General features: G+C 35.6%; 14 protein-coding genes. 6 read left to right on the forward strand and 8 right to left on the reverse strand.

From position 1 onward, the window contains the following. Window positions 1–127: 127 nt before the first annotated feature. The 7 genes from AC4IF5_RS16235 to AC4IF5_RS16265 all read right to left on the reverse strand — a co-directional run bounded on the left by AC4IF5_RS16235 (window position 128) and on the right by AC4IF5_RS16265 (window position 8,011). On the reverse strand, window positions 128–853 hold the full coding sequence (locus tag AC4IF5_RS16235; protein ID WP_490736282.1) for a hypothetical protein: 726 nt from the start codon (window positions 851–853) through the stop codon (window positions 128–130). Window positions 854–1,158: 305 nt separating this feature from the next. Then, window positions 1,159–2,688 carry a DUF6965 family protein gene (locus AC4IF5_RS16240; RefSeq protein ID WP_490736284.1) on the reverse strand — a complete coding sequence of 510 codons (1,530 nt, stop codon included), beginning with the start codon at window positions 2,686–2,688 and terminating at the stop codon, window positions 1,159–1,161. A 153-nt stretch (window positions 2,689–2,841) separates the two neighbouring features. After that, complete coding sequence (locus AC4IF5_RS16245; RefSeq protein WP_490736286.1) at window positions 2,842–4,377, reverse strand: DNA primase family protein; 1,536 nt, start codon at window positions 4,375–4,377, stop codon at window positions 2,842–2,844. An 18-nt stretch (window positions 4,378–4,395) separates the two neighbouring features. Continuing rightward, window positions 4,396–4,680 carry a helix-turn-helix domain-containing protein gene (locus AC4IF5_RS16250; protein ID WP_490736288.1) on the reverse strand — a complete coding sequence of 95 codons (285 nt, stop codon included), beginning with the start codon at window positions 4,678–4,680 and terminating at the stop codon, window positions 4,396–4,398. A 106-nt stretch (window positions 4,681–4,786) separates the two neighbouring features. Continuing rightward, the gene (locus AC4IF5_RS16255; RefSeq protein ID WP_490736289.1) at window positions 4,787–5,716 is read right to left on the reverse strand and encodes a hypothetical protein; all 930 of its coding nucleotides are present in this window, start codon (window positions 5,714–5,716) and stop codon (window positions 4,787–4,789) included. Between the two features lie 360 nt (window positions 5,717–6,076). After that, on the reverse strand, window positions 6,077–6,643 hold the full coding sequence (locus AC4IF5_RS16260; RefSeq protein WP_490736291.1) for a hypothetical protein: 567 nt from the start codon (window positions 6,641–6,643) through the stop codon (window positions 6,077–6,079). A gap of 72 nt (window positions 6,644–6,715) precedes the next feature. Then, window positions 6,716–8,011: a tyrosine-type recombinase/integrase gene (locus AC4IF5_RS16265; protein ID WP_490736293.1), complete on the reverse strand. Its 1,296-nt coding sequence runs from the start codon at window positions 8,009–8,011 to the stop codon at window positions 6,716–6,718. A gap of 487 nt (window positions 8,012–8,498) precedes the next feature. Here AC4IF5_RS16265 and bamJ point away from each other — a divergent pair, with 487 nt between their 5' ends. From bamJ to AC4IF5_RS16290, 5 genes are all read left to right on the forward strand, one after another. Beyond that, a complete protein-coding gene (bamJ, locus tag AC4IF5_RS16270; RefSeq protein ID WP_490736295.1) occupies window positions 8,499–8,933 on the forward strand; it encodes a BamJ family beta-barrel-assembly machinery protein in 435 nt (144 codons plus the stop codon). A 141-nt stretch (window positions 8,934–9,074) separates the two neighbouring features. Beyond that, the gene (locus tag AC4IF5_RS16275) at window positions 9,075–10,025 is read left to right on the forward strand and encodes a hypothetical protein (protein ID WP_490736296.1); all 951 of its coding nucleotides are present in this window, start codon (window positions 9,075–9,077) and stop codon (window positions 10,023–10,025) included. Window positions 10,026–10,090: 65 nt separating this feature from the next. Next, window positions 10,091–10,501: an Rrf2 family transcriptional regulator gene (locus AC4IF5_RS16280; protein ID WP_490736298.1), complete on the forward strand. Its 411-nt coding sequence runs from the start codon at window positions 10,091–10,093 to the stop codon at window positions 10,499–10,501. Window positions 10,502–10,563: 62 nt separating this feature from the next. Beyond that, complete coding sequence (locus tag AC4IF5_RS16285; protein ID WP_490736299.1) at window positions 10,564–11,217, forward strand: NAD(P)-dependent oxidoreductase; 654 nt, start codon at window positions 10,564–10,566, stop codon at window positions 11,215–11,217. A gap of 15 nt (window positions 11,218–11,232) precedes the next feature. Then, window positions 11,233–12,405 carry an MBL fold metallo-hydrolase gene (locus AC4IF5_RS16290; protein WP_490736301.1) on the forward strand — a complete coding sequence of 391 codons (1,173 nt, stop codon included), beginning with the start codon at window positions 11,233–11,235 and terminating at the stop codon, window positions 12,403–12,405. Between the two features lie 316 nt (window positions 12,406–12,721). Here the strand turns inward: AC4IF5_RS16290 and AC4IF5_RS16295 are convergent, their stop codons facing one another. Continuing rightward, window positions 12,722–13,750 carry a M23 family metallopeptidase gene (locus AC4IF5_RS16295; RefSeq protein WP_490736303.1) on the reverse strand — a complete coding sequence of 343 codons (1,029 nt, stop codon included), beginning with the start codon at window positions 13,748–13,750 and terminating at the stop codon, window positions 12,722–12,724. 226 nt (window positions 13,751–13,976) lie between these two features. Here AC4IF5_RS16295 and AC4IF5_RS16300 point away from each other — a divergent pair, with 226 nt between their 5' ends. Further along, window positions 13,977–15,017, forward strand: a complete 1,041-nt coding sequence (locus AC4IF5_RS16300; protein ID WP_490736304.1) for an NAD(P)H-dependent glycerol-3-phosphate dehydrogenase — start codon at window positions 13,977–13,979, stop codon at window positions 15,015–15,017. Window positions 15,018–15,266: the final 249 nt, after the last annotated feature.

A 15,266-nucleotide genomic window follows, 5' to 3' on the forward strand; every position in this document is an offset into this window, starting at 1 on the left:
AAAAACTCTTCTATGACTAAGATAACTTTTTTTTCAGATGATGGGAAAAATAAATTTTCATAAAATTTAATCCTGATTTTTTTCTCATAGGTTTGACCGTGAAAAAATCATTTTGTCAACATAAAGATCAAATATTCAGATCAGGATCTTTCAACTGAGTGGTCCTTAAAATCTCTTCAATGGTATGTAACTGTTCCGGTTTGAGCTGCTTTATAGTTTCCTGACTGAAGACCATTCCGTTAATCTGTATAACATTGTTTTGATTCTGTATCAGGGTGTTGTTACTGGTATTGTTTTGATGAGCTGATGATGAGGTATTTTTTAAAGCTCCAATACCTTCAAGATAGAGCTTAGCAGCTTTCATATCTCCGTTAACAGCATACTGAAAAATCGTAGTCATTACCTTGGACTGCATTATGGAAAACTGCTGTTGAAATTCTGCATAATAGGAACTGCTTTTATAGTCCTTCAGGTGCTTATGTACAGTCTGTCTGCTGAGTTCTGTTTTGCTTGAAATTTCCGTTTTAGTCGGCATTCTGCTATTTTCCCTGATAAATGAAGAAATAGCCCACATGATATTAATATGGTTATGCTCCCAGATTTCATTTTTAGTTTGAGGGTCCGTGATTTCTTCTATCTGTTGGTAAAGTCTTTCTTTTTCTTCTCCTTTTAAGGTATTGAGCTTATGGGTCAGAATCCGGGACAGCTCATCTCTTTCTTCATTAGTCAGGAGTTTAGTATCTTCAGGAGTAATCTTTTTTAAAGACAGCAAGCAGGAGAGTTTATTTTCTGATTCTGTCAACTTTTGTAAACCCTTTTTATTCTGTGAATCTTGTTTTTTATTGGTATTCATTTTCTTTAAAATTTTAATAATCTGAATTTTAAATAGGTATACATAGTGAATGTAGCTGGTGAAAGTATGAAGGTGAAAAAAATCCTTTTTTTGCGCTTCATTCCTGTCTGTATATTCCATGTTTTGTGAAATTTTTTTGTTTTATGCTGCAACCATAAAAATTACGAATAAAATATAAATATTTGTTTTTCAATTGATTAACTAAAACCCATGTCGCAAATGTCGGATATGTCGCAGGAAAAAAACTTTTTTTTGCAGTGATGAAATTTATAACTGCTCCTAATTCATTACTTTATGTTCTCATATTAATTCTCTGATGTTATTTTCTTTTTTAGTTGTTGTAACCTTTCAAGGTAGGGAAGGAATGCCGTTTTACCCGCATTCGCTTTTATGGTGGAAAGATGATTTTTAATAAAAAGAGCAGTATCCGAAATATGGCTATACGAGTTTAGATATATGGACTTGTGATCAAAATTTGCTTTTTCAGAAAAGAACTCTTCAAGGGCTCCAATTTCCTTCTCCCATGCTCCGGTCTTTTTCCTTTCCTTGATCCCGCTTCTGCTCATAGAAACCTCATCAGATATACTGGATAAAGCGGAGGTTTTAGTTGTTGCTTTTTCCGTTGCCGGATCTATATTTTCTATTTCTACATGAGTAATAGTTCCCAGCGTTTCGCTTTCATTTTGAGCGATGGCACAGATATTTTCATCCGGGGAGGTCATTGGTGATGGAAGTATTTCCCTTGCAGAAACATTCTTTTTTCTAAATAACCTCCAATCCTGCTGTATTAAATAATCTGCAAGATCATATCCTTTCGCTTTATCTCCTTCAGGTGCCATATTTTCCAGCAGATCAGAAAAAATAAAAGAGGTACCGGGTAATTTACGTTCAATGTCCCGGGCTTTGGTTTCCCATTCTTTATAGGTATTCCCACCTTTGGAAAGATCAGGAAAGATAATAACATCCCTGCCTTGTAATATGGAGAGCTTATCAGGAGAAAAACTGCTTTTGTTATAAACAGCCAGCCAGATAAGATTTTCAGGACTTTCTTCAGGCCGCCCAAAATATAATGTACCGTAAACAGCTGTTTTTGGAGCTTCTACTAAGGCGACAGGATTAAAAGGATATTTCTTTAAAAGGTGCTCTCCAAACAGGCAGGAAACTTTTTTTATATTCTGATCATATGTGGTAAGCCACTCCGGCAGTGGTTTATTATTTTTCCCGTAATGCTTCTTTAGTATTGAATGTAAAAAATCTGTTCCCGTGGTATGGTTTTCCTTATCAAATTGCTTGACCTGCACCGCCCTGATGTTCCCGGTTATATCAATAAATGGAAACGTAACGGCACCAGCCCTGTATCCCTGCGTAATGGTTCCCAATCGGTACAGTTCTATGATTCTGGTTACCTCATCTGTTCCAAAAGGAAAAGGAATGGTATACAGAAGGTTTTGGATGAAGGTATTATGATCATAATGATGAGGTTCTAAAGTCTTTTTAAAGGTTTGAAAATCGAAACAGACTTGTTCTTCTACAGTCTTATGATCATACCGATGTATGAGTTGAGAACCATTACGAAAATATTTTCGTTTTATGGAAGTACCAAAAGTATCTCCGGTTGTTTTCTGCATCTGCTCAGCCATCATTCCAGTATAACCATCACGGTAGGGATTAAGGTGATAGGCACATTTGCTCTCCCGGTCACAACGACCATACTCAAAAGGCAGGTAGTCGCCTGTCAAATTTTCTACATACCGGACAAAGCTTTTTTTGCCGCAATGAGGACAAGGGTGTTTTTTACTTCCTTTCTCCAATATGTACAAATACAAGGTTTTCATTCTGGTAAAAAATATTTTTGTTTTTTCTGCGACATATCCGACATTTGCGACATTGATCAAATCCTGGATTAATTTCAATATATTGATTTTCTGTTGTTTAAATAAATTCCATGTCGGATGTGTCGGATATGTCGCTTTAAAAAAAACTTTTTTTTATTGTTTTTCAGCATTGACAATTCTACCATTAGTTTTCCGGATAATAACATAATTTAGATTCCTCAACCGATCAGAAAACGTTTTATTGGAGCAGGTTTTAAATCCATTCTCTTCACAGAAATATTTATACTCTTTATACATCTCCTGTAAAGGAATCTCCCTTTTGACAGAGCTTGTATAGCTATACTCATGTAAATACATCTGTACGCTGTCACTCTCCATTTTGTAGCTTTCAACAGCCTTTTGTGCTGCTTCACAGGCTGAGAACCGCTTTTGCTCCAATAGCCTGTTGAGTCCTTCCAATACCCAGTTAAAAACCCCTGAGAGTTCATTTTCAATAATTTTGGTATGCAGATTTTTATCCTGCTCTTCATAAGGAACTGTGACATCAAAAGGAATAATTAAAAACCTTCTAAAATACGCATTGGTATGTTCTACATCTTTGGGAAGCTCATTGCAGTTAAAGATCAGCCGTGCATATTGCTTCAGGGTAAAAGGTTGCCCATAGGGCAGACGTGCTTCTACAGGTTCCCCGGAAACCAGCTGTTTAAATATGGAAGCTTCCAGGCTGCCATTAATTTCACTGGCGTAGTTCACCAGCTTGTTAGCAATTTTAGCCCTGAAATACCCGTTATCATTGGTAAGGCTTTGTAACGAATAGCTGCTTACATTCTGCTCTCCCAATAAAGCATTAACAATCTCAAAAAATACACTTTTCCCATTGGCCCCTGTTCCGTAAAGGATCAGTGCTTTTTCTTCTTTTAAGACACTGCTGCCATTTTTAATGAATACAAAACCCAGGTACTCCGCTAAAACATGTTGCCTTTCTTTATCAGGAAGTACTTTGTTTAAGTAAGCTTCAAAGAGTGGGGCTTCTGCTTCAGGATCATAGGCAAAGGGAAGCTGATAGGTCATAAAGTCCGATCGGTCAAAGGCTCTTAGATGTATATCCTGTGGGGTCACCTCAAAGGTTCCGTTTAAAAGGTTGACCAGCACCTTATCCTGACTTACCTCAGGAGTGGGGAGATAAGCTGTGGAAAGAAACTGTTTGAAAAGCTGCTCCCGGAACAGGTAAAACCTTGCTGAAAATTTAGGGACTCCCATTTTTTCGGAGGATTCACCTAAAAACTTCTGGAAATGTTCTTTATCAAGCTCGTTCCAAAATGTACCATTATAGAGGTAAATAAAATCATGGTTTTTACACAGTCCCCAACGGTTATTTTCAGCAAGTCTTATAATATGTTCTACAGACAGGATTAAAAAATGCTTTTGGTTAAGCTTTAGCTGCCCCAGCTCTTTACGGATCTGGTTGGCCCTTTCACTTTCACGGGGTAGGTTTTCAAGTTCTTCCCGGAGCTTTTCTGCCTGTGGGAATACCAGAAGCTGAAAATCCAGCTCCTGAACCTCATCTTTAAGGGTTTCCAAAATAAGAGCATGGGGAGTGATCTCCCTTATTTTCTTTATAAGTCCCTGAACATGCCCGGTAATCGTTGCAGGATCATACAGATCATTAAATACAGGATTAAGTTTCATAATAGCTGTATTTAAGTTTTACTTCAGCCTGTTTTGATCAATAAGACGGTCTATCTCCGTTCTCTTGAAATAGATGCGGTTTCCAAGGCCATAGGCAATAAGCACTCCATCTTTTCTCCATCGGTGTAAGGTACTCAAATCAATGTCAAGCATTTCACAAACTTCATTCCGGGTAAGGTATTCCGTAGGTTCTTTGGGTTGGAATTCTTTAGAAAGCTGATCTTTAAGCTCGGGAATTAAAGATATTTTTAGCTCTTCAATAAGTTCTTTCGGAGTTGTACCGATAAATTGTACCTGTGACATAATTTAAAATTTTACTTCATTATTATGACACAAAATTATTGGGATTAGAAACTAAGGGAGTGCAAAATTACTCCCATTTCACTCCCGTTCAATATTGCAATAAGCTTTAATCAGTATCAGAAATAAGCTTTTTCATTTCGTCTAAATATTGATAAGAGGTATATTTGTCGGTTTGGTAATGGGGCGATTTTGATTTTAAATTAAGCCTGTTTTTATAAACAAACTCTTTTGGGTCTGCCTCAAGTAACAAGCCTGTAAGTTCATTTATTTTTGTTTCAGTAAGAGTCGCAAATACCGGAAGATCAAAAAAACCTAATACGTGAAGTAAAGCTAATTTTTGAGGGTTCGTATATTTAAATTTGAATGTATTTACATTTTTTGTGAAACTTTTTAAATTCTCAGCTCTTTTTAATAAGAACTTCGCTATTTTATGATTTTCGATATATTCATTCTCAATAAATCCAATAAAATCAAACTTAACAGAGTTCCTTTCTATATAGGAGTAATTTTGAAGAAACACACGTGATAAATCAATTAGTAATAATTCTGTGTTAACGTTCAACATACGTTTTAGAAGTATTCTCAATAACTCAGTTGTTAAATTTTTATAATGAATCTCGGCTTTATTTCCTTGGTATGTAACAACTTCATCCCATTGTATTGAGAGTAAAAAAGATTTTCTTTTATAACATCTCAAAATATAATTTTCTACTGCTTGTGTTAATACGCTTATTAAGCTCTGTATATCAAACTCAACGTCAATAAAAGTCCCGTATTTTCTTTCAGATAAAGTAAACTTATAATCTAAAGGGTTTGCCTTATACTTATTATATTTATAGATTAAGTTTTCACCTATAAAGCTATGTTCAGTTTCAGTAGGATTATACTTTAAATATTCTTTTAAATTTATTGTATAGTCTTTTTTAAAACTCTCAAAATTATCATACAAAGGAATATGATATGTATTTGAATTATCTATGCCTAATAAATTATCTAGTTTAGCTTGTGTGTGTTTTTTAGTAAATGTTTTTCTCATGATTAAATTTATTTTTTTTATTAATCGGTTTGAAATCTCAGGCTAAACTAAAAAGTAAATGCGACAAAACATGTCGCATTATTTTTTTATTAGGAATTAAATTTTAGAATCCGAAAAAGAAATAGAATTTAGAGGGTTACTTTTTTACCTGCCAATAAGATAGATAGACTAAAAAAAATTGTTTCTACAAACGTAACATTTTTGATGAAAATATTTTTGTTTTTCTGCGTTACATCCGTCACACAAAAAATACTTAAATATAAAAATATTCTGATTATCAGTATTTTAAATATCAAAGGTTAAGAATCTAAAACGGATAATCATTTTATCACTTACTACTGTTCCTTCATTATCCAGGATTCAGTTGCTCATACTTTTTTTAAGGAGATATTCTTCAAAAGATTCACCCGACCATTCTTTGGTGTCTAATGAAAATCTTACATAACACGGAAGCTCATATTTTTCATTTGGAAACTGCCTGACTAAAAAAGATAAAATCTTATCCAAAGATTCCTCAAAAAGCTTTCCATCAGGTATTTCACTTAGATCAAAGTTATAGCTCGTGTTAGTATCCAAAATAATATGAATACCGAATTTAATAGGTTTGTGAGTTAACGCACCCTCAATTTCTTTTATATATTCTTTACCTGAGAGTATGGTTTTGCTATAGGCAATAATAGCTTTTACTGAACTCCAAACTTCTTTCCCTCTCTCGTGATTAATCATTCCCATTAAAAAGGAAGGGGAAAAGGCGTAGAACGTTTGAAGTGAGAAGTCTTCAAAATAATTGATGTTACGGTGATCGGGAGTAATTACTTTCAAATCAATATCTAAAATACTTAATTGGGCTTCTATGACCCGTAAATCATTTTCTTCCAGCCCACCCAGATTACTGAGCATAATCGTATTTTCTGTATTCTTTTGCATTTTATCTTTTTTCAACACCTAAAAATACACAATAATTATATTCCTGACTTAATTAATTATAGGGGAATTGAATCAGGAGATTTTCTCCTGCTGGTCTTTTATTTCTTTAAAGGTTTTGGCAGTATTTAATGCGTGGTCTGATGAGGTTTTTCCAATGTAAGATAAAAAAACAGCTTCTGTACCATGTGCGGTAATAGCCATTATTTGAGGTGTAGTAAACCTCTTGTCCCCATAAAAATTGGTAGCAAAACTACGTCTGCAAATATGACTGCTTACCAAGTTGTATTTTTCTGTCTCTTTAATTTCATTTCTTTTTAATTCATCATTAAAAACTCTCCCTTTGACTATTGTATTAATTCCAGCAAGCTCACAGACTTTTTTTATATAGTAATTAAATAATGTTGAATTGCTATTGGATGAAGTTTGACTGAAAATAGGAGGAAAATTTCCACTATATTTTTGTAAGATTTGCTCAACCTCATCATGTATAGGTATAGTAACATGCTTTCCTGTTTTTTCTTGTATTAATTCTATAAATCTAAAACTTTCTCCATTAGAATCTGTTTTAGTAAATATTTTACTTGTAGTCATTCCGAGCAAGTCGTTTATACGTTGTCCTGTGTAACATCCGATAATCAGCCAATTTCTTGCATTTTCCAAATCATTTCCAATAATAGGAGTGTTTTTAATTTGCTCAATTTCCTGAAAGCTCAAAAACACCTTTACAGAGGGCTTGTTTTCAAATCTGAATCCGTTAATTTGATGATGTATAATTTTTCCATTGTCTCTAGCGTCCAAAAGTACGGTTTTGAGATTCCTTAAGGTTCTTTGCGTTGTAGATTCCATAAGCTTATCTTTTTCAATAAGCCAGTTTTTGAATTCCAGCATTGTTTTTCTGTCTATTTCTGAGATTAAATAAATTTTTTTTTGAAACTTCTGAAAACGGGATATTTTATCTTTTAGTGTGAAATAATGCTGAATTGTTTTTTCTTTTGCCCTGTTTAGTTTTCTGAATTCATAGTAATTTGTTACATAATTGATCAAAATATTGTCATCATTAATTATGTCTATCTTTCCGAAAAAAGTATTTATTTTTTCTTTCAGCCAAGCTCCATTGAATAAAACCCCATTTACAAGCTCATTGTTATATTCTCTTATGACATAAGTTTTTAAATCTGAAAGTTGAGAAGAAAGATTTTTATTTTGTGGATTATTTTGTTTAGGTAAAGAGGTTTTATTACTCCAATCAGAATAATTTATAACCAGACCTGTAGAAGTTCTCATTTTTAAGGCCTTGGATACTGATAGTTGCATCTGAATAATGGTGTTATTTGTTTTCGATCTTAGGTAGTATTTAACGGTTGCCATTTTTCACTTTTTTTATTATAACAAATATAAATCAATTTTCTATATAGTGTCAATTTATGTGTCAATATATTTGAAGTTTAATAAACTTAAATGAAATATAATGCAACATGCAAAATATATTAATTTTGCCTATATTAGCTTTAAATCAACTAATTTATTTGTTTTTTAGAGTGTTTTGAATAATTGTTACATTGCAAATTTGTAGTTCAATTATAACGCCAAGTTTCGGAATCTGTGTTAAATAAGTATTACAATTATTTGAATTTTGAGTAGGCTGGAAGCCGGAAGTTGGAGAAGGAAGTGGCCGGAAGCATTGCGTTTTAATAGATGAGTTATTTAATTTGTTGATTATTAGCATCTAATTGTTTTTAATAGAAATCGTTTAGGGCTGAGCTGGCCAATCTTTAAGTGGTTAATTTTAAACCTCTGCCTTGATACTTCCGTCTTCCAACCTCAAAAAAGCCTTATCTTTGTAAAAAAATAGAATATGGGAGTAGCAGACATGTTATTTAAACGTAAAAAAGAACTGGCGGAAAAGAACCTGAAAGACGGTAAGGAATATATGGAGGAGTATGGCAAGAGAGAAAGTGTTGTAGAATTACCAAGCGGCCTGCAGTATGAGATCATTACAGAAGGAGACGGACCAAAGCCGGGGCCTAAATCTACTGTGAAGTGCCATTATCACGGAACTACCATTGCCGGTAAAGTTTTCGACAGTTCTGTAAAAAGAGGTACCCCTGCATCTTTTCCTTTGAACAGGGTTATTGCAGGATGGACAGAAGCGCTTCAGCTGATGCCCGTAGGAAGCAAGTGGAGACTGATCATTCCGCCGCATTTAGCGTATGGAGATCAGCAGATCAGCAAGGAGATCGGGCCAAACAGTACGCTGGTTTTCGAAGTTGAATTGCTGGATATTAAATAATCCGGCTTAAAAATAGCTTAAAAATTTACCTGAAACCAGGTAAATTTTTTTATTTGTATTATATTCGTATTGATGAATTGTATTGAAACTGATTGATGATTTCTGACAAATGATTCAGCTATTGTATAAAAATTGGTTTGAATGAAAAAGTTCTTTTATCTTTTTATAATTTTCGGACTGCTTGCTTCTTGTGTTTCAAAGAAGAACCAGGTCATTCAGCAAAATATCCTTACGCTTAAAGATAGCTATTGCAAGGCACCTTTCAAGTACAATTATACGAATAAGCTTCCGTCTTACAACTCAGATTCTATTCTGGCTGCCAATAAGGAGCTGAAAGAAATATTTTCCGATCAGAGTATTCTAATTCTGAATGCGTTGGATAATCTGGATGAGGTGCACAGCATTATTGAGCTTAAAAAAGATTCTTCTTTAGCCTCTCAGATTAAAGTATTACAGCTGAAGACAAAAATCAACAGTAAAATTACGATCGCCCTTACCGAGCTGGATGCTGTTGCGGCGGAATTCGACTGTGAAGGGGAAAGGGTAGCCCAGATAGGAAACTATGTGGATAATCTGAATGCGTCCAGAAATAATAAACTGATTTTATATTCGATCGTTGCAGGAGCAGCCGCTTCTATAGCAGGAGGTATCGTAAAAGATGAAGGGTGGAGCAATGCGATCGATATCGGAGGAGGGGTCTTAGGGGCGGGCTTTGGTCTGGCAACGCTCAATCCGAAAGGAAAAAAGGTTGAATTTATCCACCAGCGGAATCTATTGAGAGATATCTGGAAAGAAAAACTGGAATCTCCCAATTTTCCACCCTTCATCTGGTATATGTATACGGAAAAAAAGTTTTCCAACAGGGAAGAGCGTTCTATTATCGGAAATATGAAAGAGAGATGGCTGCATTATCAGTTTGATGATGACAGATCAGCAGCGGATCAGTCCGTTATTTTCAGTGACGGAGGATATTACAGGGCAGATGATCTTCACAACAGGGCTGCCATGCTCAATCAGATGCAGTCTGCAACAAGAACCATCAATCAGAATATTAATTATTTATTGCTGGATCTGGACAAATTAATCCTTTAAGAAAAATTAATTGTAATAAAATTTGTTACATTTAAAAAAATGTTTATCTTTGCAATGTAATTACAATGAACAATACAAGATTTGCTACGGCAGTACATATAATGACATTATTGGCAAAAAGTCCTCAGGAGTGGCTCACTTCTGAATGGGTTGCCGGTAGTATCAATGTAAACCCGGTGATTGTCCGTAAGGAGATCAGCGTGTTGAGAGAAGCAGGTCTTATCACCAGCAGACAGGGGAAGGAAGGAGGAAGCCAGCTTGCCAGAAATGCTGAGACGATCACGATTTCGGAGATTTATAAAGCCGTAAAGAATACTGAAGTATTAGGAAAGAAAAACCAGAATCCTAATCCGGACTGTAGTGTAGGAAAAGAAATCAATGTTCATTTAAATACATTATTTGAAGAAACAGATCAATTGGTAGTTAACTTTTTAGGAGATAGGTCATTGCAGGAATTCGCTGACCAGTTCGAGTAAATTTTTTTTAACTATAAATGTAACAAATTTTATTACAATTTAAATTTTAAAAATAAAACATTATGAAAAAAGTAGCAGTAATCGGTGCAACCGGATTTGTAGGGGCACACATCGTAACGGAATTAGCAAACAGAGGATATGCGGTTGAAGCTTTAGTAAGAGACGCGTCGAAGGTAAAAACACAGGAGAATATAACCGCAAAAAGTATTGATGTAAATAACGTGAGTGAGCTAGCTGACGCTTTGAAAGGAAATGATGCGGTAATCAGCGCATTCAACGCAGGCTGGACAAATCCTAATCTTTACAACGATTTTTTGAACGGTTCTGAGAATATCGAAAAAGCGGTAGAGCAGTCAGGAGTAAAAAGACTGATTGTAGTAGGAGGAGCAGGAAGCCTTTACACTCCTGATAATGTCCAGATCGTAGACACACCGGATTTCCCGGATGCTTACAAACCGGGAGCAACCGCTGCAAGAGATTACTTAAATAAGATCAAAGAAAACAAGACTCTGGATTGGACGTTCTTCAGCCCTGCAGTAGAAATGAACCAGGCAAATGTAGGAAGCAGAACAGGAAAATACAGAACATCATTGGAAACTCCTGTATTCGACGAAAACGGAAGAAGCCGTCTTTCTGTAGAAGATGTAGCAGTGGTTCTGGTAGACGAACTGGAACAGAATAATCATATCCGTGAACGTTTTACAGCAGCTTATTAATATAAAAGAACAAAAATGTTAAAAAAGAAATTATTATCACTCGTGGCTGTTTTGGGTTTTATAAGCATATGGGCAGGAAATCTGAAGGTCAAAGTATACAACCCCGGAACCAGTGCTATTTTTCCGATCACTTCTACCATTATTTATGGAGATAAAGATGCGGTTCTTGTTGATGCCCAGTTCCAGAAACAATATGCGGAACAATTGGTTAAAGAAATAAAAGCGACAGGAAAAAATCTGAAAACGGTTTATATCTCTCACAGTGATCCGGATTTTTATTTTGGATTGGATGTGATCAGAAAAGCTTTTCCTAATGCAAAAATCATTTCAACAGCCCAAACAGCTTATCTGATCTCCGCTTCAAAAGATGATAAGATGGCTGTCTGGAAACCACAGTTAAAAGAAGATGCACCATCAGAAATCATTATTCCCGAAGCGGTAACGGCGGTTCCAGATCTCGAAGGTAATAAAATTGAGATCATACAGAATCCTGAAGATCCGGCTCACAGCTTTCTTTGGTTCCCGTCTATCAAAACCATTGCCGGAGGAATCTCTGTTTCCGTTGGCTCACATCTTTGGATGGCCGATACCCAGAATATAAAGGCTATTGAACAATGGATCGGACAGATTGATGCGATGAAAGCTCTGAAGCCTGAGCAGGTAATTCCTTCACATTTTGGAAAACAGTCTCTATCTCCTCAATCTCTTGATTTTGTGAAAAGCTATCTTGAAAACTATAAGAAAGCAGTGACCGAAAACAAAACCACTTCTTCTATTGTAGATGCTATGGTAAAAAAATATCCTGATCTTCCGGGAAAAGAAGAATTGGAAATGGGAGTCAAAGTTTTTCTTGGAGAGATGGATTGGGATTTAAAATCACCCTATCCGGCAATCGGTAACAAGGTCGAAGTAGATTTTGGAGGGGTAAAATTCCTTTTGGATTTTAAAGACCATAAAACAATGACATTCACCGGAACTGATGGAAGCTCAAAAAACAGCACAGATACAGTAGAATATACAGCGGTAGAGGTGGCAAAGAACATTTTTATGGTATATTGGCATGAGCCTCACCTGGGATTCAACGTAACTCATATTCAGGATTACAATAAAAATATAGTCTATTCCAATATTGCAGGGCCGGACGGTACATTTACCCATCCTAAAGGAACCCTTAAGATTTTAAAATAATAAAAATGGCTGTCAAAAAAGAACAGCCATTTTTTATTGTGAGATCCCATATAAAGTATCATCTTATGGACCTATTGAGATTAATTAGATATTCGCAATAAGATCTGCATAATCTGTTACCTCTGCGACAGAATTATATTTATATCATTTCTATTTCAAAGCTTACGGCAATAAAAAAGAGGATGTCTCAAAAATGTCATTCTGAATGAAATGTAATGTAATGAAGAATCTCAAACAACTGACCATCAATGAGATTATTCCTTCGTCAGAATGACAAAAGCCGAATTATTTGACTTTTGAGACAGCCTCTTTGCTTTTATAGATTCATAAACAATTTCGGATTCACCGGAGTATTGTTCTTATGTACTTCATAATGAAGATGAGGTCCTGTAGAACGTCCTGAATTTCCGGACTTAGCAATAACCTGGCCTACTTTTACCTTATCATTCACTTTGGATACAAGCTGAGATAAATGTCCGTATAGCGTCGCAAGTCCGTTTCCATGAGAAACGATCACACAATTTCCGTAACCGCCTTTCTGTCCGGAGAAAATTACTGTTCCGGCAGCAGCGGCCTTTACATCGGAGCCATAAGCAACGGCTATATCCAGTCCTTTATGGAATTGCATCTGATCTGCTTCAGCAGGCGGATTGTTTTTCTCAGCAGGTACTGCTTTCGCAGAACCGTTTACCGCAACAGTTTTGGCAGTTGCAGTTGAGGCTGGAGCTGAAGCAACAGGAGCGGCTTTTGGAGTTACCATTACCTTTACTTCTCTTTTATTTCCATAGCTGTCAGTAAGCTCAACTATTTTTTCTACAGGCTCAGCTTTCACCTCTGGTTTCGGAGCTGCAGCGGCTGGTTCAGCTTCTGCTGTTGCATTTGATTTTACAGAAGCATATACGGTTTTAAATGGAATAGGATTCTTTCTCACCCCGAAATTGGATGAAATATATCCGTCTGTAGGCATTCCTAAAGGAACCTGCATCAGTTTTTTCTGAAGATCCACCAGATACTGGCTGTATCGGTTGGCTTGCTTGGAAAGATAAATGGAATTTGAAATGCTGTCCTGGCTGAGCATCATCAGCTTTTCATTGGTAATGTCCTTAGATTTAAGGAAAGAATTCAGCTGACCTACGGTCTGATCTACTAATCTAAGATCTGTTTTCATTTTTAAAAAATCTACACTGTCTTTTTCAGTGTTTATTTTTACAAGGTTCACTTCGTAAGTTTTATCGTCTCTTTCAGAAAAGAGTTTGGCAATACAAACACCTTGTGCAAAAACTACTAATAAAAGTCCTCCCAGGAGAATATTTAAGTTCTTCTTGCTGCTTAGAAATTTTTTCATATTTCTTCTCTTAGTCAATTTTAAAACGGTTTTAGGGGCTGTAAATTTAATTAAAAATAAGCATTGCGGGTTATTCCTAATGAAAATTCAGTTTTTTCTGTATCTAACGTTGAATTAGATATTTAATTGTGTTGAGGGGCTATTTTTTTCAAAAAATGGTTTTTATCATGCTTTCAGATTCCCTGTTAAATCTTTGTTTAATATATTTGCAGTTCACATTCCAATTATGGCTAAAAAGAAAACAATTTCAGAATCCTCGAATCCCAAAAAGATTAAAAACGATGTTTCTGTAGGAGTAGTAGGAAGCGGAAGTTTTGCAACCGCTATTGTAAAAATGCTTGTTGAAAACTGTAAAGTAGTACACTGGTGTGTAAGAAGTGAGTTTGTAAAAGGAGCTATTGAGCTTCGGGGACATAACCCTACCTATCTTACTGCAGCCCATTTTAACCTTAAAAGTTTAAAACTGACGACAGATATCAATGAACTGGTTTCTGCCTGTGATGTAATTGTTTTAGCCACACCTTCCATTTACCTGTCCGATACTTTGGATAAAATGACGTGTGATTATTCAGATAAGATCTTTGTTTCAGCGATTAAAGGAATTATTCCTAAAGTCAATGATGTGGTAGCGCATTATCTGCGTGATGAATTTAAGATCGGTTTCAGGAACCAGGCTGTTATTGCAGGACCTTGCCATGCCGAAGAAGTTGCTATGGAAAGGCTGTCATACCTTACGATCGCTGCTGCGGAAGATGAAACGGCAGAAAAAATGGAAAGAATTTTCAGCTCAGATTTTATCAAGGTTCATACGAGTAAAGATATATTAGGAAATGAATACAGTGCTATTCTTAAAAATATCTTTGCGATCGGAGCGGGAATAGCAAGCGGGTTGGGATATGGAGACAATTTTACCGCAGTTTTTGTTTCCAATGCTATCCGTGAAATGGAAACTTTCCTGGAAGCCATCTATGAGGCGCCGAGAGATGTGAACGAAAGTGCTTACCTGGGAGACCTTTTGGTAACAGCTTATTCATTGTTCTCAAGAAACAGGAACCTTGGAAACCTTATCGGAAAAGGGTACACTGTAAAATCAGCGATCCAGTCGATGAACATGGTCGCAGAAGGATATTATGCTGCACAATCTATCTATAAGACAGCGAAACAGAAGAACCTTAAACTGCCGATTATCGATACGGTATATGCTATTCTTTATGAAGGGAAAAGTGCTGAAAAACAGTTTAAAAAGCTGACTCCAAAATTGAATTAAAAGTAATTATTACATATACAATCTTCCATATACGTTTGTATGATGGATTTATTTTAATGCAGCGTTCGCAAATATTTAGCTTTAAAAGACTTAGAGATGTTCGCAATGGCGTTTCACTCAGCAAGATGAAGAAGTAGGTGTTTCATTAGCTGAACGAAGTGCCTTTACGAACAGAAAAATAATACATAAGAAATTATACGCTTGAGCGCTCTGCGTTTAGATACTTTACCGCATCAATTCATATAATTT

The sequence above is a fragment of the Chryseobacterium sp. UF-290 genome, assembly GCF_058245615.1.